Source organism: Massilia sp. (assembly GCF_032106685.1).
Classification (GTDB): domain Bacteria; phylum Pseudomonadota; class Gammaproteobacteria; order Burkholderiales; family Burkholderiaceae_D; genus Telluria.
The window spans coordinates 64,390-86,522 of sequence record NZ_DAMCPG010000004.1; the positions used below are offsets into that span (position 1 = coordinate 64,390).

Below are 22,133 nucleotides of genomic sequence, written 5' to 3' on the forward strand. Positions count from 1 at the left end.
CGCGACATGAGCGAACTCGCCACCCGCGTGCAGGACACCCGCGCCATCCTCGAGCGCATCGCGGCCGAATTCACGCCGGCCGTGTTCGCCTCCAGCCTGGCGCTTGAAGACATGGTGCTGACCGACCTGATCCTGAAGAACAAGCTGCCGATCGGCATCTTCTCATTGGAAACTGGCCGCCTGCACCGGGAAACCCTGGCGGTGCTGGAGCAGGTGAAGGCCCACTACGGCTACGAGATCGCGCTGTTCCGTCCGCAGACGGAGCTTGTCGATGCCTACGTCGCCGCGAATGGCCTGAACGCCTTCTACGACAGCGTCGAGATGCGGCGCGAGTGCTGCCGCGTGCGCAAGGTCGAGCCGCTGGGCCGCGCCCTGCTCGGCAACAAGGCATGGATTACCGGCCAGCGCCGCGCCCAGTCGGCAACCCGTTCCGACCTGCGCGTCGAGGAAGACGATCCGGCCCACTTCATGACCAAGTTCAATCCGCTGGCCGACTGGTCCGAAGCGGAGGTGTGGGAATACATCCGCGCCAACGCCGTGCCCTACAACGCCCTGCACGACCGCGGCTATCCGTCGATCGGCTGCGAGCCCTGCACCCGCGCGATCCAGCCGGGCGAGGACGTGCGCGCCGGCCGCTGGTGGTGGGAAAACCCGGAATCGAAGGAGTGCGGCCTGCACGTGGTCGACGGCAAACTCATTCGCATCAAATCCGTTGCAGCGTGATTCAGTACGCCAACTCAAGAATACAAGGCTCAGTTCATGACGAATCTTTCTGAAACCAACAAGGTGCTGGCCGACGTCAACGCGCGCCACCTCGACGCCCTCGAATCCGAGGCGATCCACATCCTGCGCGAAGTGGCGGCCGAATGCAGCAACCCCGCCCTGCTGTTCTCGGGCGGCAAGGACTCGGTCGTGCTGCTGCGCCTGGCCGAAAAGGCCTTCCGACCGGGCAAATTCCCCTTCCCGCTGGTGCACATCGACACCGGTCACAACTTCGACGAAGTGATCGCCTTCCGCGATGCCCGCGTCGCGGAACTGGGCGAGCACCTGATCGTCGGTTCGGTCGAGGAGTCGATCAGGAAGGGCACTGTGCGCCTGCGTAACCCGCAGACGGACTCGCGCAACGCGGCCCAGGCCGTGACGCTGCTGGAAACCATCGCCGAACACGGCTTCGACGCCTGCATCGGCGGCGCCCGCCGCGACGAGGAAAAGGCGCGCGCGAAGGAGCGCATCTTCTCCTTCCGCGACGAATTCGGCCAGTGGGACCCGAAGGCCCAGCGTCCGGAACTGTGGGACCTGTATAACACCCGCGTCCACCCGGGCGAGAACATGCGCGTGTTCCCGATCTCGAACTGGACCGAGCTCGACGTCTGGCAGTACATCGCCCGCGAACAGCTGGCCCTGCCCTCGATCTATTTTGCCCACCAGCGCCAGGTGATTCCGCGTAACGGCCTGCTGGTGCCGCTGACCCCGCTGACCCCGGCGAAGGAAGGCGAAACCGTGGAGACCCAGACCGTGCGCTTTCGCACCGTGGGCGACATCTCCTGCACCTGCCCGGTGTCCTCGGACGCATCGAGCGTCGAGGCAATCATCGCCGAGACCGCCGTCACCCAGGTGACCGAGCGCGGCGCGACCCGGATGGACGACCAGACCTCCGAAGCCTCGATGGAAAAACGCAAGAAGCAAGGATATTTCTGATGAACGCCCGCATTGACTCCGGTATTGAAAACCTCCAACAACACAGCCTGCTGCGCTTCATCACCGCCGGTTCCGTCGACGACGGCAAGAGCACCCTGATCGGCCGCCTGCTGTACGACAGCAAGGGCATCTTCGCCGACCAGCTGGCCGCCGTCTCGCGCTCGAAGCACAAGCGCACCGTGGGCGACACGATCGACCTGTCCTTGCTCACCGACGGCCTGGAAGCCGAGCGCGAGCAAGGCATCACGATCGACGTGGCCTACCGCTACTTCGCCACGCCGAAGCGCAAGTTCATCATCGCCGACACCCCGGGCCACGAGCAGTACACGCGCAACATGGTGACCGGCGCCTCGACCGCCGACGCCGTGATCATCCTGGTCGACGTCTCGAAGGTCAAACTGCGCGAGGACGGCGGCGAAGGTGGAGCTGGTGTTGAGTTACTTATCCAAACCAAGCGCCACTCGACCATCGCCAAGCTGCTGCAGATCGAACACGTGATCGTCGCCGTCAACAAGATGGACCTGGTGAACTACGACCAGGCCGTCTACGAGCGCATCGTGGCAAGCTACCGCGCCTTCGCCGATTCGCTGGGCCTGAAGGACGTCACCGCGATTCCGCTGTCGGCGCTCAGCGGCGACAACGTCGTCGAAGCGAGCGAGAACATGCCCTGGTACCAGGGCCCGACCCTGATCGCGCTGCTGGAGTCGCTCTCGGTCTACGACGAGGCCCATGGCAGTAACGCCCACCTTGCACCGTTCCGCTTCCCGGTCCAGCTGGTGGCCCGCCACAACGGCCACGAAGCCAACGACTTCCGCGGCTACATGGGCCGCATCGAGTCGGGCAAGGTCGCGGTCGGCGACAAGCTCGTCGTCCAGCCTTCGGGCCAGGGCGCCACCGTCAAGGAGATCGTCACCTTCGACGGCTCCCTGCAGTCGGCCAGCGCCGGCCAGTCGGTGACCCTGCTGCTGAACGAATACCTGGACATCTCGCGCGGCGACACCCTGGCCAGCCTGGATGCGCCGGCGACCCTGCTCAAGCAGGTCGTGGCCGACGTCTGCTGGATGTCGGACGAGCCGCTGGATGTGCGCCGCAAGTACTGGATCAAGCACGGCACGCGCCAGACCGCGGCCAAGGTCACGAAAGTGGATACCCTGCTCGACGTGAATACCCAGGAACGCAAGGCGGTCGACAACCCGGCCGAAGGCCTGAAGCTGAACGACATCGCGCGCATCCACCTGACGGTCCAGCAGCCGCTGGCGGCCGACGCCTACGACGACATCCGCGCCACCGGCGCCTTCATCCTGATCGACGAAGTCACGCACCAGACCGTCGCAGCGGGTATGATTCGCCTGGGCGAATAACCAGGAGCAGCGGATGAGGGAACTCGGGAAGGTCTACCTGATCGGCGCCGGCCCGGGTGCGGCCGACCTGATCACCGTGCGTGGCGCGCGCCTGCTGGCGCAGGCCGACGTCGTGCTCTACGACGCGCTGGTGACGCCCGAGATGCTGGCGCTGTGCGCCCAGGCCGAGCTGATCTCGGTCGGCAAGCGTTCCGGCCAGCGCTCCACGGCGCAGGAGGCGATCAACCGCCTGCTGGTCGAATGCGCGCAACAGTACAGGATGGTGGTGCGCCTGAAAGGCGGCGACCCGATGCTGTTCGGCCGCGCCGACGAGGAATTGCGCGCGCTCGAAGCGCTCGGCATCGACGTCGAGATCGTCCCCGGCATCACCACCGCGGTGGCCGCCGCGGCCGCCGCCAGGCAGCCGCTGACCAAGCGCGGCGTGGCGAGGAGCGTCGCCTTCTTCACCTCCAGCACGGCGCCCGACCAACCCGAACACCCCGCCCTGCCCCACACCGACACCATGATCCAGTACATGGGCGGCCGCGAAGCGGCGGCCACCGCCGAGCGCCTGCTGGCCCAGGGGCGCAGCACCGACACGCCGGTGGTGGTGGTCGAGAACTGCAGCCGGCCCGACGAACGCATCGCGCGCCTGACCCTGGCCGACCTCGCGCGCGGCCTGGACCCCGCGCATGGGCCGGTGCTGGTGATGATCGGCGAGGCGCTGCGCCTGCGCGAACACCAGGCCGACAACGCGGCCGCGCCGCACGCCTGAACCCCCTTCCCTGACGGTCGCACCGTCCAGTCAGGATCTTGTAGGGTGGGCGGGTCTCCCGCCCACGCGGTGATCGTTGCCTCTTGAGCAGGCGCACGGCTTGTATCACCGTGGTTTGGCCGCGTGGGCGGGGAACCCGCCCACCCTAGGGCTGCTGCTGCGGCTGCGGCTGCGCGAGCATATGCCGACAACGCGGCCGCGACGCGCCCGAAAACACTTCCCTGACGTCCTTGCAGCGTCGCGTCCAACGCGCCGCCCAGGCACCAGCCTGCGCTCAGTTCGCCGCCGGCTTGCCTTCGTCCTCGCGCTTGTCCTGGCGCACCGCGCCCAGCCGGTCGACCTGGATCAGTCCCTCCGCCGCCGCATGCGAGGCGGCGAACACGCTGTCCGGCGCCAGCACCAGCTGGGTTCCCGTGCTGCTGGTTTCCTCGATCAGGCGGTCGAGCGCCTCGATGCGCGCCGGGTCCGGATTGACGTTGCGGATGTAGATCATCCGTACCGAGCCCGGATGGCGCCGCAGGATCTCGGCATAGATCTCGGGATCGCGCTCGCCGCTGTCGCCGATCAGCACGAACTGCATGCCCGGATAAAAGCGCAGGATCAGCTCGATCTTCTCGAGCTTGTGGTTGCCGTGCTTGGTCAGCTTGAACACGTCGCGCAGGCCGATCTCGCGCAGCAGCAGCGGCCCCAGCGGTATGCCCTGGAGGCGCATGAAGTCGACCAGCGGCCCGTACAGGTGCCAGGGGCTGCTCGACACGTAGAACACCGGATTGGCCTCGTTGCCGCCGGCGCCGTCGCGCAGCGCCCGGTAGAAGGCGGCCACGCCCTTGAAGGGCTTGCGCGTGTGGGCGTTGGTGCGGGCCAGCATCAGGGCCATGTTCAGCTTGTTGGTCACGTTGGTCCACAGGACAGTGTCGTCGATGTCGCTGATGATGCCGAAACGGGCCGAGGCCGCGGGGACGAGCGCCTCGGCGACGCCGGTCACCGGGCCGCCTCCGGGCGCGCGCGCGTCGGGCAGCGCCAGTTCGATGCGATGGGCGCCGCCGGGCAGCGGCGGGTCGGCCGCGATCTCGAAGGTGAAATAGCCGCCGTCGTCGGTGATCGCTTCGTAGCTGCGTCCCTGGAACTGCGCCGTCACGCGCGCCCCGGGCACCTCGTCGGCTTCCAGGCGCCGGTACAGCGCGACCAGGTTGCGCCAGCCGCTATCGTCCCGGGCCTGTTCGCGGAACGCGACTTCGTCCAGCACCCGGCCCTTGATCCACAGCGTGCGCGCATTGCCGAAGCCCTGGTAGGGAAGCAGCATCAACTGGCGGCCAAGGCCGGGCACGCGCAGGCGGCGCAGGGCCTGGCGGGCGAAGGTGCCGGCGGTGTCGGCGAGCCGCTGGCGCAGCGCCTCGCGGCGTCCGGCAGCCGGCGCCTGCGCGGCCTCGGCCTGCGTCACGGGCAACGGCAACGGTGGCGGCAACTGCGCGGCGGCGCGCTCGACCCAGAGCGCGCCGTCGGACGCATCGAGGAAGGCGTCGACCTCGCCCCGCCGGTCCGGCGACAGCGGCGCCGGCAGCACCTCGACGTCCGCGCCCTCGGCGCGCAGGCGCGCCAGTTCGTCGTGTGATGCGATCCCCGGATTCAGGCGCAGGCGGGCGCCGGCGGGACGGATGCGCGCGACGAGATCGTCGTAGCCCTGCCGGGTGAGGACGAGGAACGGCATGTCGGTGTCTTGCATGGGCGGGCGGCTGGCGGATTGGTTGACCAGTCCCTAGTATCGCGCATCCCGGCGCCGGCCCGACGCACGCCAGCGCCGCGGCATGAAGACTTCAGTTCCCGCTCAGTGCGCCGGGCAGTGCGCCCGGGCGCCGTCGTATTCCTCGATCTGCACGACCAGCCGGTCCGCCTCCGTCCAGGTATCGGCCGCGATCCGGTTCAACTGGTCGATCGCCGCTTCCAGCCGCGCGCCGACGCGGCCGCGGCACTCCTTCACGTGCCAGTGCGCCAGGTCGCGCCGCATGTTGCTCAGGTCTTCCTTCAGCTCGGCCAGCATGGCGCGCAGCTTGCGGTCGGCGTCGACCCGGCCCGGGACGTTGCCCGCGCTGAGGTGGCGGGACATGGCCGCGATCTTGCCGCGCATGGTCGCGACGCGGCGCGCCGCGGCGTCGATCCGCCTGGCGCAGCGCATCTCGACGACCAGGGCGGCAGGCAGGCGCGCGACGCGCCGGAACAAGGCCTGGACGGGGCGCAGCAGCGCGGCAACGAGGTGCTTCAGGAGCGGTGCAAGCATGGCGCGGGTCGGTTGGTTGGTGGTCCGGCACTCATCCGGAATAGCCCGAGCAGTGTGGGCGCATTCCGATGCACTGTCAAACCGCCAAGCGGCAAGCGGCCATGATTCGAAACAATCCGTGGCGACTTCGCCGCAGTCCTTGTCAAGCCGCTATCGAAAACATTGTCAAAGCGGCTTTGCCAAAACGGCAGCATTACAAGGCCGGCAGGCCGGCGCCGCTGTTATCATCGCGGCATCGCTTCAGCCGACAGCCTTCCATGACCGACCTCCCGCTCGACGCCGCCATCCTCGAGGAAGCCCGCCGCTTCAACTGCAAGCTCGCATGGGCGCCGCGTCTTCGCGTGCGCAACCGCTTCGTGCCGATGCTGGGCCAGGGGCTGCTGCGCCTCTCGCAGTTCGGCGCCGACCGCAGGCTGGCGCGCGCCGGCATCCGGGTCGATCGCGGCATCGCCGAGGTTGACGCGCAGCGCGTACCGGTGCGCATCCTGCGCCCGGCCGGTCCGGTGAAGGCTGTCGTGCTCGACATCCACGGCGGCGGCTGGGTGATCGGCAACGCCTGCATGGACGACCGCTTCAACGCGGCGCGCGTCAAGGCCTGCGAGGCCGCCGTGGTCTCGGTCGATTACCGTCTCGCAAGCGGCGCCGCCATCGAAGACATCATCGAAGACTGCGTGGTGGCTGCGCGCTGGCTGCTGGACGGCGCCTTGCCGGAGTATCGCAACCTGCCAGTGTTCGTGATCGGCGAATCGGCCGGCGCCCACCTGGCCGCGAGCGCGCTGCTGTGCCTGAAAGCCTGGCCCGCCTTGCTGGAACGGGTGGCGGGCGCCGTGCTGTTCTATGGCGTCTATGACCTGGCCGGCACCCCATGCGTGCACGCGGCCGGGCCGGAGACCTTGCTGCTGCACGGTCCGTCGATGGCCGCGTCGATGCGCATGCTGACGCCGCACCTGGACGACGCCGCACGCCGCCGTCCGCCGCTCTCGCCCCTGTACGGCGACCTGTCCGGCATGCCGCCGGCCCTGATGTTCGCCGGCGAGCGCGACCCGCTGCGCGACGACACGACGCAGATGGCGGCGCGCTGGCAGGCGGTAAACGAGGTCGAGCTGCACCTGCTGCCCGAGGCGCCGCATGGCTTCATCCACTTCCCGACGCGCATGGCCGATCTGGCGCTGGCGCGCAGCCATGCCTGGATCAACGCGCGCGTGGCGCGCCGCGAGAAGGAATCGGCGTAAGAAGAAGCGAGACGGCCCGTCTCAGCCCAGGGCCTTGAGGCAGTAGTCGCTCATCGCCGCAAGCACGTCCGGGTCTTCGCCGACCGCGCCCACGACGTTCAGCGTGAGCTGCGGATGCGCCGCGCGCAGGCCCTCGGCCAGCAGCGGCAGGTCGCGCAGCAGGTGCCCGCCCTGCCCCAGGAACACCGGCACCACGGTGACCTCGAACACGCCGCGCTCGACCAGCCCGGCCACCACCGCCGGCAGGCGCGGCTCCATCAATTCCAGGAAGGCCAGCGTCACTTCGCAATCGGGCAGGCGCGCCTGGGTGATGTCGCGCAGGCGCTCGAAGGGCGCGGCCCAGGAAGCCGCGCGCGCGCCGTGGGCGAACAGGACCAGCGCGCGGCGCTGCGTGGTCGCGTTCATCAGTGCCGCTCCACCCAGCGCAGCGCGCCGACCGCGAGCGCCAGGAACAGCAGGCTGGGCGCGGCCGCCGTGAAGAAGGCCGGCCAGGTCGACAGCAGCCCCAGGTGCGAGAACAGGGAGTTGATCAGGATGAAGCTCACCCCGATCATGATGCCGATGAAGATCTTCAGGCTGACGCCGCCGCTGCGCGTGTGCAGGTAGGCGAAGGGCAAGGCCAGCGCCATCAGCACGAAGATCGCGAGCGGATCGATCAGCTTCTTCCAGAACGCGATCTGGAAGCGCTCGCTCTCCTGGCGGTTCTCGACCAGGTGGCGCGAGTACACCGCCAGCTCGTTGGCCGACATGCGTTCGGGATCGCGGCGCGAGACCTGCAGGATCTTCGGCGTGATCTCCGAGACCAGGTCGAGGCTGTCGAGCCGGCGCGTGGCGACCGCGCTGGTGTCCTGGCCGAAGGTGCTCTGGATGGTCTGCCCGGCCGGCACCGGCGCGCCCGGCTCGGGCAGCGTGCGGCTGTTGGTGAACAGGGTCTCGGTGACGTTCTGCAGGCGCCAGGTGCCGTTGCCGCTGAAGCTGGCGCTGGCCGCGGTGATGATGGCGCGCATGCGCATCGCCTTGTCGAACTCGTACACGCGCACGTCGAGCAGCTGGCCGTCGGGGCGGATCTGGCGCGCGTTGAAGAAGCGCGAACCGACGATCTCGCCGCGGGCGCCGTTCGGGCCCGGGGCGTGCACGTTATCCTTGGTCCACATCCCCGAGCGGAACTCGGAGGCGAGCGTCGAGCCCTTGGCGGTCAGGCGCACCTTTTCCGCCAGCGGCGCGGTGCGCGGCGTGATCAGTTCGCCGAAGATGAAGGTGACCACCACGAAGACGATGCCGATTTTGAAGAGCATCATCCCGGCCATGCGCGTCGACATCGACGAAGCGCGCATGATGGTGAACTCCGAGCTTTGCGCGAACTGCGCCATCGCGTAGATGGTGCCGATCAGCGCGGCCACCGGCATCACCTCGTAGACGTGCCCGGGCAGCATCAGCGCCACGTAGAGCAGCGCATGCTGGAACTGGTAGTTGCCCTTGCCGACCGAAGGCAGCTCGCCCGTCAGGTCCATGAAGGCGATCAGGCCGAGGAAGGCGAACAGCACGAAGACGACGGCCTGCGTGATGTTCACCGCAAAATAGCGTTGCAGGACTTTCATCGGGACTCCACGCCTGCCAGCTCGGGCGACTTGCGCAGCAGGCGGCGGCGCTTCCAGGCATTGATGATCACCAGCGGGTGATAGCGGTGATTCACGTTCAGGCGCCAGGCGAACAGGCCCAGCACGATCAGGGCGACGAGCAGGTGCAGCGGCCACCAGGCCATGCCGAAATCGATCTTCTGCTGCTTGACGCTGGCCTCGGCCATCTTCACCAGGTTGTTATAGGTGAAGAAGATCAGGAGCGCGAGGATCAGGTTGGCCGAACTGCCGGCGCGCGGATTGACGAAGCCGAGCGGGATCGCCAGCAGCACCAGCACCAGGCAGACGATGGGCGAGGAAATGCGCGACAGCAGCTCCGAGCGCGTGTACTGGTTCTCGACCGCCAGCAGCATGGCCGTGGACTGGGCGTCGAGCGGCACGTCGGTGCCGAGCACCGGTACCTGGGTCGCCACCCGCATGCTGTAGCGCTCGAACTCCATCGACTGGTAATCGGCCTGGCCCGGCACGCCCTGGTAGCGGCGGCCGTTCTTCAGCACCAGGTACTGGCCGCCCTTGCCGTCGGCTTCGATCACGCCTTCCTTGGCGACCACGATCGAGTTGTTGGCGCCGTTCAGGCTGTTGACGAACACGTTCTGCACCACGGTCGATCCGTTGGCGCTGCCCTCCACGAAGAACACGCGGTCGGCCGAGGACGATTCGCGGAACTGGCCGGGCGCGACGCGCTTGAGGTCTTCGCGTTTCTCGAAGCGCTGGATGTACTCGGTGCTCTTCATCTTGGCCCAGGGCGCGACGAACAGCGACAGCGCGCCCACCAGCAGCACCAGCGGAATGCCGAACGCGAGCACCGGCCGGATCCAGGCCAGCAGCGACTGGCCCGAGGCGAACCAGACCACCATCTCGGAATCGCGGTAGGTGCGGGTGACGACCACCAGCACGGAAATAAAGCTGGTGAGGATCAGGACAGTTGGCAGATAATTCAGGGATTGGAACGCGATCAATGCGACCACGTCGCTGGACGCGACACGTCCGCCCGCGGCCCTGCCGAGGATGGCGATCAAGGTCCAGGTGATGCACACCGAGAAGAGCACCGTGAAGGTTGCTCCGGCCGCGCTGGCCAGTTCACGGTGCAAGGCGCGTGAAAAAATCATTCGATAGTTATAATTGCAGGTTGAGCAGTGTGTCCACTGCTGTTCGCATGCTGCGCACAATACGAAACGGGAGAATCAAATGGACTTTAGCATAAAAGCATTCGACACAAAAAACACCCTGGCCGCGGCCAAATCCGGCTGTGTGGCAGTGGCGGTGTTCGAAAACAAAAAACTGTCGCAGGCTGCGAAAGCCCTCGATCAAACCGGTGAAATCACCGCGGCACTGAAGTCGGGCGACATTACCGGCAAGGCCGGCTCGACCCTGCTGCTGCGCGGCGTGGCGGGCGTGGCCGCGGCGCGCGTCCTGCTGGTCGGCATGGGCGCCGACGAAGTGGTCAGCGAGAAGAATTTCGTCACCGCGGTCAACGCGACCCTGAAGGCCTTCGCATCGCTGGGCGCGGCGGACGCGATTATCGCATTTCCAAGCACCGAAGTGAAAGAGCGCACGCCTGAATGGGCGCTGCAAACCATCGTCGTTGCCGCCAACGAGGCCGAATTCCGCAGCGACGCACAAAAGAGCAAGAAGGAACCGGCGTATAGCGGCGTGCGCAAGATCGCGGTCGCCGTGCCGCTGGCGAATACCCAGGCCAAGGCCTCGCTGGCGCAGGCCATCGCGATCGCCAACGGCATGAAGCTGACCAAGGAACTGGGCAACCTGTCGCCGAACGTCTGCACCCCGACCTACCTCGCCAACGTCGCGCGCAAACTCGCCGACGATTTCGGCTTCGAGATCGAAGTCCTGGAGCGCAAGCAGCTCGAAGCCCTGAAGATGGGCTCCTTCCTAGCGGTCGCCAAGGGCAGCGAGGAAGCGCCGAAGTTCATCGTCCTGAAGCACATGGGCGGCGGCAAGAAGGATGCGCCGACGGTCCTGGTCGGCAAGGGCATCACCTTCGACACCGGCGGCATCTCGATCAAGGCCGGTCCGGGCATGGACGAGATGAAATACGACATGTGCGGCGCCGGCTCGGTGCTGGGCACCTTCCGCGCGATCGGCGAGATGGGCCTGAAGCTGAACGTGATCGGCATCGTCGCCGCGTGCGAAAACATGCCGTCGGGCCGCGCCACCAAGCCGGGCGACATCGTCACCTCGATGAACGGCCTGACCATCGAGATCCTGAACACCGACGCCGAAGGCCGCCTGATCCTGTGCGACGCCCTCACCTACGCCGAGCGCTTCAAGCCGGCCGCCGTGGTCGACATCGCCACCCTGACCGGCGCCTGCGTGATCTCGCTGGGCCACCACAACAGCGGCCTGTTCACCCGCCACGACGCCGCCCACGACGCCCTGGCCGAAGAACTGCTGCAAGCGGGCAAGGAAGCCGGCGACGGCGCATGGCGCCTGCCGATCGGCGAGCAGTACAACGAGCAGCTGAAGTCGAACTTCGCCGACCTGGCCAACATCGGCACCCCGGGCGGCGCCTCGATCACCGCGGCCTGCTTCCTGGAGAACTTCACCCGCAACTACACCTGGGCCCACCTGGACATCGCCGGCACCGCCTGGAAGAGCGGCGCGCAGAAAGGCGCCACCGGCCGTCCGGTGCCGCTGCTGACGACCTTCCTGATGAACCGCGTGTGATCGGTTCGATGGAATGAAGACGGGCCGCTTGAAGCGGCCCGTTTTTTTATGGCGGGGCCGTTGACGTTCGTAGGGTGGGTACTCGTACCCACCGGTATTGCGCGGCGGCGCGCTGTCGACATCGATATCACATCGATGCGCGCACATCGGTGCGAGACGCACCACGACCACGTAGACGGTGAGACCGCGTGGGTACAAGTACCCACCCTACGATCGGTGGCTTTTCGTAGGGTGGACACCTGTGTCCACGCGGTATGGGGCGCCTGCGTCACGTCAGCATTGGCGATGACGCAAACGGATGGAATTCGGGAAAGCCGCGCTCACGCGGACGGTGAGGCAGCGTGGACACAGGTGCCTGCGCGGCCGGGTCCACCTGACGAAAGAATATTTCAGCGGCCGCTCAAGCGTGAAATTTTATTTCACGCGCGCGTCAGGACACCGGCGCGAAGCGCGGCGTCATCACCCCGTCGACCTCGACCAGCTCGAAGAACACCGCCTTCGGCCGGGCCCAGATCGAGCCGTCGGCCGCGCGGTAGATGATCATCGGCGTAAGGTCCGCCTCGAGCGTGGCCTCGCAGACCAGCTCGTAGAGGCCGCCTTTGTAGTGGCGGTATTGCATCAGGCCTGTTCGGCCGTCGCTTTTTGCTTCTTCTTCAGGGCCTGGATGACCTTCAGCACGCCTTCCATGCCGGCGCTCTCGTCGAGGTCGCTGAAGGCGTCGAGCACTTCGTTGAGCACGCGGTTGCGCACCGCCGCTTCGTCCTGCTGCATCGCCCCCTCGCCGAACTTCGACGGGGTCTCGGCCGCAGCCTTCGCGCCATGGGCCAGGGCAGCCTGCCAGATCACCCAGCGGCGCTGGGTTTCGTAGACGAGGTATTCCTCGGGCTTGTCTTCACGGCGTCGCGTAATGTGGCCATCGCGTTGGGCCCATGCTTCAAATGCACTGCGCATCTCTGTCCTTTTCATATGGGTACGGATACTCGCTATCGAAACAGCAATATTTCACCATAGTACCATTTTGTCCCGCAAACCCTTGCACGGATGAATCATCAATCGTGCGGCCCTACGGAACGGCATGCCTGGAAGTCGTTCAGGCCGTCAAACGGCATACTACATCGCGAGTTATGCAAATACAACTTAAAGTTCCTTTAGGGTAACAATAAAGAACTGTTACCTGCTGCGCCTTAAATGTTACACCTTGCAACAATTCCGAGCGGAAGTTTTCGCGATGCGGGTATTTTATTACACAAACTTATGCTTTGATCATTCGAATTGCATTTTAAGCAAATAAAATGCTGCGCTGCCAGAAAGGCTGCGGTTGTGGAAAGTTGCAGGATTCGCGGGGAGCGCCGATACTGCGCACGAGCCGGGGCGGACGGTCCGCCCGGCGTTTCACTTACCACGCGCATACATGAAAATAGCAACATGGAACGTCAACTCGCTGAAGGTGCGCCTGCCGCACCTGCTGCAATGGCTGCAAGCCAATCCGGTTGACGTGCTCTGCCTTCAAGAGACCAAGCTGACCGACGATAAGTTCCCGCTGGCAGAAATTAATTCTGCAGGTTATCAAGTCGCCTACACCGGCCAGAAGACCTACAACGGCGTGGCCATCCTGTCGAAGCACCCGATCACCGATGTCGTCAAGAACAACCCGCGTTTCGAGGACGAGCAGCAGCGCATCATCGCCGCCACCATCGAAGGCGTGCGCTTCGTCTGCGCCTACATCCCGAACGGCCAGGCGGTCGATTCGGACAAATATGTCTACAAGCTGGCCTGGCTCAAGGCCCTGCACGAGTGGCTGGGCGAGGAAATGCGCCAGCATCCGCAACTGGCCCTGCTGGGCGACTACAACATCGCCCCCGAAGACCGCGACGTCCACGATCCGGCCGAGTGGGAAGGCAAGATCCATTTCTCGGACAAGGAAAAGGCGGCGATGGCGGCCCTGGTCGACCTCGGCATGGTCGACGCCTTCCGCATGTTCGAGCAGCCCGAGAAGCAGTACAGCTGGTGGGATTACCGCATGATGGCCTTCCGCCGCAACCGCGGCCTGCGCATCGACCACATCCTGCTGTCGACCGAACTGGCCAAGCGCTGCACCGCCTGCATCATCGACCGCGAACCGCGCAAGTGGGAGCAGCCGTCGGATCATACGCCGGTGGTGGCGACGCTGGATTAACAGGCGCCGATGACGTGTCCAGCCACGATGCGTCGCGTATCACGCGTGGGCACAGGGGCGCCCACCCTACAGCATCGAAAGCCACAGGCCGTGCGGGCGTAGGGTGGCGCCCCGTGCCCACGCGTTCTTGACGATCACGAACCGCCGTCGTCCACCAGCAGCGCCCGCGTCGCCCCGCTGTCGAGCGCCTTCGCGAACAGCCAGCCCTGCACGTACTGGCAGCCGTAGCCGCGCAGCAGCGCCAGCTGTTCCTCGGTCTCGACGCCTTCGGCCACCACCTGCAGCTGCAGGCTGCCCGCGAGCGCCATGACGGCGGCGACGATCGCGCGGTCTTCGCTGCTCGCTTCCAGCTCGCGGATGAAGGCGCGGTCGATCTTGATCTTCCTGACCGGGAAGCGCTTCAGGTAGGCCAGGCTCGAATACCCCGTGCCGAAGTCGTCGATCGACAGGCGCATGCCCATGCGGTTGATCTGGCCCAGGATCTCCAGGGTTTGCTCGCTGTGCTGCATCAGGGCCGATTCGGTGATCTCGAATTCGACCAGGGCCGGGTCGATGCCGGTCTCCTCGACGATGCGCCGGATCGAGGTCACCAGCGCCTTGTGCATGAACTGGCGCGCCGACAGGTTGATCGCCAGCGGCACCGGCGGCAGGCCCTGGCGCTGCCATTCCATGCTCTGCTCGCAGGCGCGCCGGATCACCCACTCCCCGACCGGCACGATCATGCCGTTCTCTTCCAGGATAGGAATGAAATCGTCCGGCAGCGCCAGGCCGATGCCGGGGCGGCGCCAGCGCAGCAGCACCTCGAGCGCATGCACGCGGCGCGTGGCCATGTCCATGATCGGCTGGTAGAAGGGTTCGAACTCGCCGTTGGCGAGCGCCGTGCGCAGGTTGGATTCGAGTTCGAAGTGGCGCGCCGCCGCCTGGTTCATGCGCTGGGTGAAGAACTGGTAGTTGTTCCGGCCCGCGCCCTTGGCGTGGTACATCGCGGCGTCGGCATGGCGCATCAGGGTCTCGGCGTCCAGGCCGTCGTCCGGATACAGACAGATCCCGATCGAGGGCGAGATGTGCAGCAGGTGGCCCTCGATCGGCACCGGCACGGCCAGCGCCTCGATGATCTTCTCGCCCACGTGGTGGCATTCCTCGACCGCCCCCACGCCCGGCACCAGCACCACGAACTCGTCGCCGCCCAGGCGCGCGACCGTGTCGCTGGCGCGCACCGCGCGGCACAGGCGCTGCGCCACTTCCTTGAGCAGGTAGTCGCCGATCAGGTGGCCGAGCGAATCGTTGATGGTCTTGAAGCGGTCCAGGTCGATGAACATCACGGCCAGCTTGCCGTCCGCACGTTTGGCCGCCAGGATGGCGCGCTCGAGGCGGTCGGTCAGCAGCGCGCGGTTCGGCAGCCCGGTCAGGCTGTCGTGGTAGGCCATGTGCTGCACGCGCGCCTCGGCCTGGCGCCGCTCGACGATCTCTTCCTGCAGCAGCGCGTTGGCGCCCGCCAGTTCGGCGGTGCGCTCGGCCACCCGCACCTCGAGCTCGTCGCGCGCGCGCCGCACTTCCTCGGCGGCGGCGCGCTGCGCGGTGACGTCATCGACCATCCAGACGCTGCGCCCGCCCGGGTCGTCCAGGTCGAACGGCCGTCCCGACAGGCGCGCCCAGAACAGTTCGCCGTCGCGCCGGATCAGGCGGTGTTCGGACACGTGCACGCGCCCGGCGGCGAAGTCGCGCGCGGTCCCGACGCGCGCGGCGTCCCAGCTGTCGGCATCCGGGTACAGCGAACGCACGGTGGCGCCGGTGACGCTGCCCTGGGTGCAGGCGAACAGCTCTTCCATTTTGCGGTTGCAGTGCAGCGTGCGCCCCTTCTCGACCACGGCGATGCCCAGCACCGCGGTGTCGAGGATGGCCTGGTTCTCCAGCAGCGCATTGCGCAGCGACTGCTCGTCGCGCTTGTGGCGGGTGCGGTCCTCGATGATCCAGACGTTGCCCTGGCCGGGGTCGTCCGGATTGACCATGTAGCCGATCAGCTGGACCCAGATCGGCGTGCCGTCGGCGCGCACCATCTCGGTCTCGCCATGGTAGGCCTGGCCGCGCTCGAACTGGCGGTAGGCCGCGGCGCCGACCGTGTCGCATTCGTCCTGGTCGCGGTACAGCTGGCACACGTGGGCCGGCGACGCGTCGGCATAGCCGAAGATGGCGCGGAAACCGGCGTTGCAGCGGGTGATCCTGCGCGAGCGCGTGAAGAGGATCGCCAGCGAGGAGTTGGTCAGCAGCGCCTCGACCTCGAGCTGGGCGCGGCGGGTCTCGGTCACGTCCTCGACGATCCAGATGGTGCCGGCCTCGCGCCGGCCGGGCTCGACGCCATGGGCACGCACGCGGCACCAGAACAGGCTGCCGTCGCGGCGCCGGAACTGCTGCTCGTCGCGCTCGAACACGCGGCCCTGCAGCAGCGCGCCGAAGGCGTCTTCCATGAAGGCGCGGAAGGCCTGCTGGGTCACGAAGACCTGGGCCGGATCCATGCCGACCAGTTCGGCCGGCGTCGAGTCCAGCATCGCCGCCAGGCGCGGATTACAGTCGAGCATGCGCCCGCCGCGCGTCAACAGGATGCCGACCGGCGCGTTCTCGAGGATCACGCGCTGTTCCAGCGCGCTGTTGCGCAGGCTTTCGCTCTGCCACGGGCCGACGTCGACGAAGACGAAGCTCGCGCCGCTCGTGCCGACGCCGTCGGCGAGCGGCTGGACGCAGACCTGTACCGGCACCATGCCATGGCTGGCGGCCAGCGCGCCGGGCCAGGTGCAGGGCTGCGCCATCGCCTCCGCCATCAGGCTGGCGTCGTTGGCGCTGGCCACGCGCAGCAGCTCCGTCAGCGCGCGGCCATGCGGCGGCGCGCCGAGCAGCGCGACCAGCGCGTCGTTGGCGGCAACGATGACGCCTGCGGCATCGCAGGCGCAGGCGGGCGCCCCCAGCAGCCGCAATGCGTCGGCCACGAGGGCGGGTTGACTCGACATTCTGTCCATCTCAGGTGTTTCCCCAGGCCGCGACCTCTAACGATGGGCCGCTTGGCGTTGGCAGATCATAAACCACGCTGCATGGACGTACTAGCATTTTGGAAACAAAAAGCGACCAACTGTCGCGATATTGACGACAGCCGGCCGCCGCAAGCGCAGGCCTGGGTCTTAGAGCGTATCGCCCGGCACCCGTACCCACCCTTCCATCAGCACGCGCGCGCTGCGGCTCATCACGGCCTTGGTGACCTGCCATTCGCCGTCCGCCTCGACCGCCTCGGCGCCCACGCGCAGCGTGCCGGATGGGTGGCCGAAGCGCACCGCGCCTGGGCGGCCGCCGCCGGCCGCCAGGTTCACCAGCGTGCCGGGCACCGCGGCGGCGGTGCCGATGGCCACGGCCGCCGTGCCCATCATCGCGTGGTGCAGCTTGCCCATCGAAAGCGCGCGCACCACCAGGTCGATGTCGGACGCCGCCACCGGCTTGCCGCTGGACGCGGTGTAGTCGCGCGGCGGCGCGACGAAGGCGACCTTCGGCGTGTGCTGGCGCCCGGCCGCCTCGTCGACGTGCCTGATCAGGCCCATGCGCACGGCGCCGCAGGCGCGGATGGTCTCGAACATCACCAGCGCGCGCTCGTCGCCGTTGATGGCTTCCTGCAGCTCCGTGCCGGTATAGCCGATGTCGGCCGCGTTCACGAAGATGGTCGGGATGCCGGCGTTGATCATGGTCGCCTTCAGGGTGCCCAGGCCCGGTACCTCCAGGTCGTCGACCAGGTTCCCGGTCGGGAACATCGAGCCGCCGGCGCCCTCTTCGTCGGCCGCCGGGTCCATGAATTCGAGCTGGACCTCGGCCGCCGGGAAGGTCACGCCGTCGAGTTCGAAGTCGCCGGTTTCCTGGACTTCGCCGTCGGTCATCGGAACGTGCGCATTGATGGTCTTGCCGATGTTGGCCTGCCAGATGCGCACGAGCGCCATGCCGTCCTTCGGCAGGCGCGCGGGGTCGACCAGGCCGCTTGAAATCGCGAAGGAGCCGACCGCCGAGGACAGGTTGCCGCAGTTGCCGCTCCAGTCGACGAAAGGCTTGTCGATCGAGACCTGGCCGAACAGGTAGTCGACGTCGTGGTCGGGGCGGGTGCTTTTCGACACGATCACGGTCTTGCTGGTGCTCGAGGTGGCGCCGCCCATGCCGTCGATCTGCTTGCCGTAGGGGTCGGGGCTGCCGATCACGCGCAGCAGGAGCGCGTCGCGGGCCGGGCCGGGCTGCTGGGCGGCTGCGGGGAGATCCTGCAGGCGGAAGAAGACGCCTTTGCTGGTGCCGCCGCGCATGTAGGTGGCGGGGATTTTGATTTGGGGTTGGTGTGCCATTGTTTGAATTCCCAATTGGTGGGCCGAAGGGACGTAAGGTGGGCGGGTCTCCCGCCCACGCGTTCAACGCACGTGTGATCGGCGCGCATTGTCGCGATTAATCACCTGCTGCTTGAACGCGTGGGCGGCGGAGCCGCCCACCCTACGGGTTCCCGGGCAAGTCGCAGGCGTGATTACGCCGCAACCTTCGAGGAGGCCAGGAAGTCCTGCGCGAAGCGCTGCAGCACGCCGCCGGCTTCGTAGATCGACACCTCTTCGGCCGTATCGAGGCGGCAGGTGACCGGCACCTCGACGCGCTCGCCGTTCTTGCGGTGGATGACCAGGGTCAGCGTCGCGCGCGGGGTGCGCTCGCCGATCACGTCGAAGGTCTCGGTGCCGTCGATGCCCAGGCTCAGGCGGTTGGTGCCCGGCTGGAACTCCAGCGGCAGCACGCCCATGCCGACCAGGTTGGTGCGGTGGATGCGCTCGAAGCCTTCGGCCACGATCGCCTCCACGCCCGCCAGGCGCACGCCCTTGGCCGCCCAGTCGCGCGAGGAACCCTGGCCGTAGTCGGCGCCGGCGATCACGATCAGCGGCTGCTTGCGCTCCATGTAGGTCTCGATCGCTTCCCACATGCGGGTCACCTGCCCTTCCGGCTCGATGCGCGCGAGGGAACCGGCGCGCACGCTGCCGTCCGGATTGCGCACCATCTCGTTCTTCAGGGTCGGATTGGCGAAGGTCGCGCGCTGGGCCGTCAGGTGGTCGCCGCGGTGGGTCGCGTAGGAGTTGAAGTCCTCTTCCGGCAGGCCCATCTTGAACAGGTATTCGCCGGCGGCCGAGTCCATCATGATCGCGTTCGACGGCGACAGGTGGTCGGTCGTGATGTTGTCGCCCAGGACCGCCAGCGGACGCATGCCGGACAAGGTGCGCACGCCGGCCAACGCGCCTTCCCAGTAGGGCGGACGGCGGATGTAGGTGCTTTGCGGACGCCAGTCGTACAGTGGGCTCACGGCCTCGCCGTCGTCGGCCACGCGCGCGAACATCGGCGTGTAGACCTTGCGGAACTGCTCGGGCTTCACGCTCTGTTCGATGACGGCGTCGATCTCCTCGTCGCTCGGCCAGATGTCGGCCAAGGTCACCGGCTTGCCGTTCGCGTCCGTGCCCAGCACGTCCTTCTCGATGTCGAAGCGGATGGTGCCGGCAATCGCGTAGGCGATGACCAGGGGCGGCGAGGCCAGGAAAGCCTGCTTCGCGTAGGGGTGGATGCGGCCGTCGAAGTTGCGGTTGCCCGAGAGGACGGCGGTCGCGTACAGGTCGCGCTCGACGATCTCCTTCTGGATGACCGGGTCGAGCGCGCCGCTCATGCCGTTGCAGGTGGTGCAGGCAAAGGCGACCACGCCGAAGCCCAGCTTTTCCAGTTCCGGCAGCAGGCCCGCTTCTTCCAGGTAGAGCGAGACCGCCTTCGAGCCCGGCGCCAGCGAGGACTTGACCCAGGGTTTGCGCAGCAGGCCGGCCTTGTTGGCGTTACGCGCCAGCAGGCCGGCGGCGACCATGTTGCGCGGATTGTTCGTGTTGGTGCAGCTGGTGATCGCGGCGATGATAACGGCGCCGTCCGGCATCAGGCCGGGCTCGTTTTCCACGACGCCGGCGATGCCGCGCGCGGCCAGTTCCGAGGTCGGCACGCGCTTGTGCGGGTTCGACGGTCCCGCGATATTGCGCACGACGGTCGACAAGTCGAAGCGCAGCACGCGCTCGTACTCGGCGGTTGCGAGGGCGTCGGCCCAGAGCCCGGTTTCCTTCGCGTAGAGCTCGACCAGTTTCACGGTCTCGTCTTCGCGGCCGGTGAGCTTCAGGTACTTGATGGTCTGCTCGTCGATGTAGAACATCGCGGCCGTCGCACCGAATTCCGGCGCCATGTTCGAGATGGTGGCGCGGTCGCCCAGGGTCAGCCTGGCCGCGCCCTCGCCGTAGAATTCGAGGTAGGTCGAGACGACTTTTTCACGGCGCAGGAATTCGGTCAGCGCCAGCACCACGTCGGTGGCGGTAATGCCCGGTTGCGGCGCACCTAGCAGCTCGACGCCGACGATGTCCGGCAGGCGCATATACGAAGCACGGCCCAGCATGACGCTCTCGGCTTCCAGGCCGCCGACGCCGATGGCGATCACGCCCAGCGCGTCGACCATCGGGGTGTGCGAGTCGGTGCCGACCAGGGTGTCCGGGAAGGCGACGCCGTCCTTCACCTGGATCACGGGGCTCATGCGCTCCAGGTTGATCTGGTGCAGGATGCCGTTACCCGGCGGGATCACGTCGACGTTCTGGAAAGCCTTCTTGGTCCAGTTGATGAAGTCGAAGCGGTCCTCGTTGCGGCGGTCCTCGATGGCGCGGTTCTTGGCAAAGGCATCGGGATCGAAGCCGCCGCACTCCACGGCCAGCGAGTGGTCGACCACCAGCTGGGTCGGCACGACTGGATTGACCAGGGCCGGGTTGCCGCCTTCGAGGGCGATGGCGTCGCGCAGGCCGGCCAGGTCGACCAGGGCGGTCTGGCCCAGGATGTCGTGGCAGACCACGCGCGCCGGGAACCAGGGGAAGTCGAGGTCGCGTTTGCGCTCGATGAGTTGCTTCAGCGATGGCACCAAAGCCATCGGCTCGCAGCGGCGCACGAGATTTTCCGCCAGCACGCGCGAGGTGTAGGGCAGCTTGTCCCAGGCGCCGGCTTCGATGCTGTCGACCGCTTCGCGCGCGTCGAAGTAATGCAGGTTGGTCCCGTGCAGGGGTTTGCGGTAGGCGTTGTTCATGGTGATGCTCATTACTTTCGATCGGCGATCGGCACGAACTGCAGGTCTTCCGGACCGACATAATTCGCGCTCGGGCGGATGATCTTGTTGTCGATGCGCTGCTCGATGATGTGCGCGGCCCAGCCCGAGGTGCGCGAAATCACGAACAGCGGGGTGAACATGGCGGTCGGCACGCCCATCATGTGGTACGACACGGCCGAGAACCAGTCCAGGTTCGGGAACATCTTCTTGACTTCCCACATGACCGATTCCAGGCGCTCGGCGATGTCGAACATCTTCATCGAACCGGCCGACTGCGACAGCGAACGCGCGACTTCCTTGATGACGACGTTGCGCGGGTCGCTGATGGTGTAGACCGGGTGGCCGAAGCCGATCACGACTTCTTTATTTGCCACGCGATTGCGGATGTCGGCCTCGGCTTCGTCGGCGTTCTCGTAGCGCTTCTGGATGTCCAGCGCCACTTCGTTGGCGCCGCCGTGCTTCGGGCCGCGCAGCGCGCCGATCGCGCCGGTGATGGCCGAGTGCATGTCCGAGCCGGTGCCGGCGATCACGCGCGCGGTAAAGGTCGAGGCGTTGAACTCGTGCTCCGCGTAGAGGATGAGCGAGGTATGCATCGCGCGCACCCACTCTTCCGGCGGCTTCGTGCCGTGCAGCAGGTGCAGGAAGTGGCCGCCGATCGAATCGTCGTCGGTCTCGGTCTCGATGCGCTTGCCGTTGTGGCTGTAGTGGTACCAGTACAGCAGCATCGAGCCGAAGGACGCCATCAGGCGGTCGGCGATGTCGCGCGCGCCGGCGATGTTGTGGTCGTCCTTTTCCGGCAGCGCGCAGCCCAGGGCCGAGACACCGGTACGCATCACGTCCATCGGGTGGCTGCCGGCCGGCAGCGCTTCCAGCGCCAGCTTGACCGCTTGCGGCAGGCCGCGCAGCATCTTGAGCTTGGCCTTGTAGCCCTTCAGTTCGGCGCCGGTAGGCAGCTTGCCGTGCACCAGCAGGTAGGCGATCTCCTCGAATTCGCAGGAGTTGGCCACGTCCAGGATGTCGTAACCGCGGTAGTGCAAATCGTTACCCGATTTGCCGACCGAGCACAGCGCGGTGTTACCGGCGGCGACGCCCGACAGGGCCACGGATTTCTTTGGCTTGAAAGTTGGATTTTGTTCGCTCATGTTGGTCTCCTGTTCAG

18 protein-coding genes are annotated in these 22,133 nt (G+C 66.8%); 7 read left to right on the plus strand and 11 right to left on the minus strand.

Annotation, left to right across the window (positions count from 1 at the left end):
* Nucleotides 1-6 precede the first annotated feature (6 nt).
* Genes RT688_RS04125 through cobA form a run of 4 tightly spaced genes read left to right on the plus strand, consistent with a single transcriptional unit; the run spans nt 7 to nt 3,813 of the window.
* Nucleotides 7-723 carry a phosphoadenylyl-sulfate reductase gene (locus RT688_RS04125; protein WP_313703580.1) on the plus strand — a complete coding sequence of 239 codons (717 nt, stop codon included), beginning with the start codon at nt 7-9 and terminating at the stop codon, nt 721-723.
* Between the two features lie 36 nt (nt 724-759).
* Nucleotides 760-1,698, plus strand: coding sequence for a sulfate adenylyltransferase subunit CysD (gene cysD, locus RT688_RS04130; protein ID WP_313703581.1), 939 nt, complete (start codon nt 760-762; stop codon nt 1,696-1,698).
* On the plus strand, nt 1,698-3,059 hold the full coding sequence (locus RT688_RS04135; RefSeq protein ID WP_313703582.1) for a sulfate adenylyltransferase subunit 1: 1,362 nt from the start codon (nt 1,698-1,700) through the stop codon (nt 3,057-3,059). The genes cysD and RT688_RS04135 overlap by 1 nt, the downstream gene beginning before the upstream one ends.
* A gap of 13 nt (nt 3,060-3,072) precedes the next feature.
* A complete protein-coding gene (gene cobA, locus RT688_RS04140; protein WP_313703583.1) occupies nt 3,073-3,813 on the plus strand; it encodes a uroporphyrinogen-III C-methyltransferase in 741 nt (246 codons plus the stop codon).
* Nucleotides 3,814-4,087: 274 nt separating this feature from the next.
* Here the strand turns inward: cobA and RT688_RS04145 are convergent, their stop codons facing one another.
* Entirely contained in the window at nt 4,088-5,536 is a 1,449-nt protein-coding gene (locus RT688_RS04145; protein ID WP_313703584.1) for an App1 family protein, read from the minus strand.
* Nucleotides 5,537-5,638: 102 nt separating this feature from the next.
* A complete protein-coding gene (locus RT688_RS04150; protein WP_313703585.1) occupies nt 5,639-6,088 on the minus strand; it encodes a hypothetical protein in 450 nt (149 codons plus the stop codon).
* Nucleotides 6,089-6,345: 257 nt separating this feature from the next.
* Here RT688_RS04150 and RT688_RS04155 point away from each other — a divergent pair, with 257 nt between their 5' ends.
* Nucleotides 6,346-7,320 carry an alpha/beta hydrolase gene (locus tag RT688_RS04155; protein ID WP_313703586.1) on the plus strand — a complete coding sequence of 325 codons (975 nt, stop codon included), beginning with the start codon at nt 6,346-6,348 and terminating at the stop codon, nt 7,318-7,320.
* A gap of 21 nt (nt 7,321-7,341) precedes the next feature.
* On the opposite strand, the gene RT688_RS04160 is transcribed toward RT688_RS04155, so the two are convergent.
* The 3 genes from RT688_RS04160 to lptF are packed head-to-tail and all read right to left on the minus strand — an operon-like array spanning nt 7,342 to nt 10,066.
* Nucleotides 7,342-7,725 carry a CbiX/SirB N-terminal domain-containing protein gene (locus RT688_RS04160; RefSeq protein WP_313703587.1) on the minus strand — a complete coding sequence of 128 codons (384 nt, stop codon included), beginning with the start codon at nt 7,723-7,725 and terminating at the stop codon, nt 7,342-7,344.
* Complete coding sequence (lptG, locus tag RT688_RS04165; RefSeq protein ID WP_313703588.1) at nt 7,725-8,918, minus strand: LPS export ABC transporter permease LptG; 1,194 nt, start codon at nt 8,916-8,918, stop codon at nt 7,725-7,727. The genes RT688_RS04160 and lptG overlap by 1 nt, the downstream gene beginning before the upstream one ends.
* Nucleotides 8,915-10,066: an LPS export ABC transporter permease LptF gene (gene lptF, locus RT688_RS04170; RefSeq protein WP_313703589.1), complete on the minus strand. Its 1,152-nt coding sequence runs from the start codon at nt 10,064-10,066 to the stop codon at nt 8,915-8,917. The genes lptG and lptF overlap by 4 nt, the downstream gene beginning before the upstream one ends.
* A 79-nt stretch (nt 10,067-10,145) precedes the next feature.
* On the opposite strand from lptF, the gene RT688_RS04175 reads away from it, so the two are divergent.
* Nucleotides 10,146-11,642, plus strand: coding sequence for a leucyl aminopeptidase (locus RT688_RS04175; protein WP_313703590.1), 1,497 nt, complete (start codon nt 10,146-10,148; stop codon nt 11,640-11,642).
* A gap of 430 nt (nt 11,643-12,072) precedes the next feature.
* On the opposite strand, the gene RT688_RS04180 is transcribed toward RT688_RS04175, so the two are convergent.
* Nucleotides 12,073-12,261, minus strand: a complete 189-nt coding sequence (locus tag RT688_RS04180; protein WP_313703591.1) for a DUF1653 domain-containing protein — start codon at nt 12,259-12,261, stop codon at nt 12,073-12,075.
* Nucleotides 12,261-12,593 carry a hypothetical protein gene (locus RT688_RS04185; RefSeq protein ID WP_313703592.1) on the minus strand — a complete coding sequence of 111 codons (333 nt, stop codon included), beginning with the start codon at nt 12,591-12,593 and terminating at the stop codon, nt 12,261-12,263. The genes RT688_RS04180 and RT688_RS04185 overlap by 1 nt, the downstream gene beginning before the upstream one ends.
* Nucleotides 12,594-13,053: 460 nt before the next feature.
* On the opposite strand from RT688_RS04185, the gene xth reads away from it, so the two are divergent.
* On the plus strand, nt 13,054-13,818 hold the full coding sequence (gene xth, locus RT688_RS04190; protein ID WP_313703593.1) for an exodeoxyribonuclease III: 765 nt from the start codon (nt 13,054-13,056) through the stop codon (nt 13,816-13,818).
* Between the two features lie 134 nt (nt 13,819-13,952).
* Here the strand turns inward: xth and RT688_RS04195 are convergent, their stop codons facing one another.
* The 4 genes from RT688_RS04195 to prpC form a co-directional block, all read right to left on the minus strand.
* Complete coding sequence (locus RT688_RS04195) at nt 13,953-16,820, minus strand: EAL domain-containing protein (RefSeq protein WP_313703594.1); 2,868 nt, start codon at nt 16,818-16,820, stop codon at nt 13,953-13,955.
* 168 nt (nt 16,821-16,988) lie between these two features.
* A complete protein-coding gene (gene prpF / locus RT688_RS04200; RefSeq protein WP_313703595.1) occupies nt 16,989-18,179 on the minus strand; it encodes a 2-methylaconitate cis-trans isomerase PrpF in 1,191 nt (396 codons plus the stop codon).
* 173 nt (nt 18,180-18,352) lie between these two features.
* Nucleotides 18,353-20,953, minus strand: a complete 2,601-nt coding sequence (acnD, locus tag RT688_RS04205; protein ID WP_313703678.1) for a Fe/S-dependent 2-methylisocitrate dehydratase AcnD — start codon at nt 20,951-20,953, stop codon at nt 18,353-18,355.
* 11 nt (nt 20,954-20,964) lie between these two features.
* Nucleotides 20,965-22,116 carry a 2-methylcitrate synthase gene (gene prpC / locus RT688_RS04210; RefSeq protein WP_312549953.1) on the minus strand — a complete coding sequence of 384 codons (1,152 nt, stop codon included), beginning with the start codon at nt 22,114-22,116 and terminating at the stop codon, nt 20,965-20,967.
* Between the last annotated feature and the right edge of the window lie 17 nt (nt 22,117-22,133).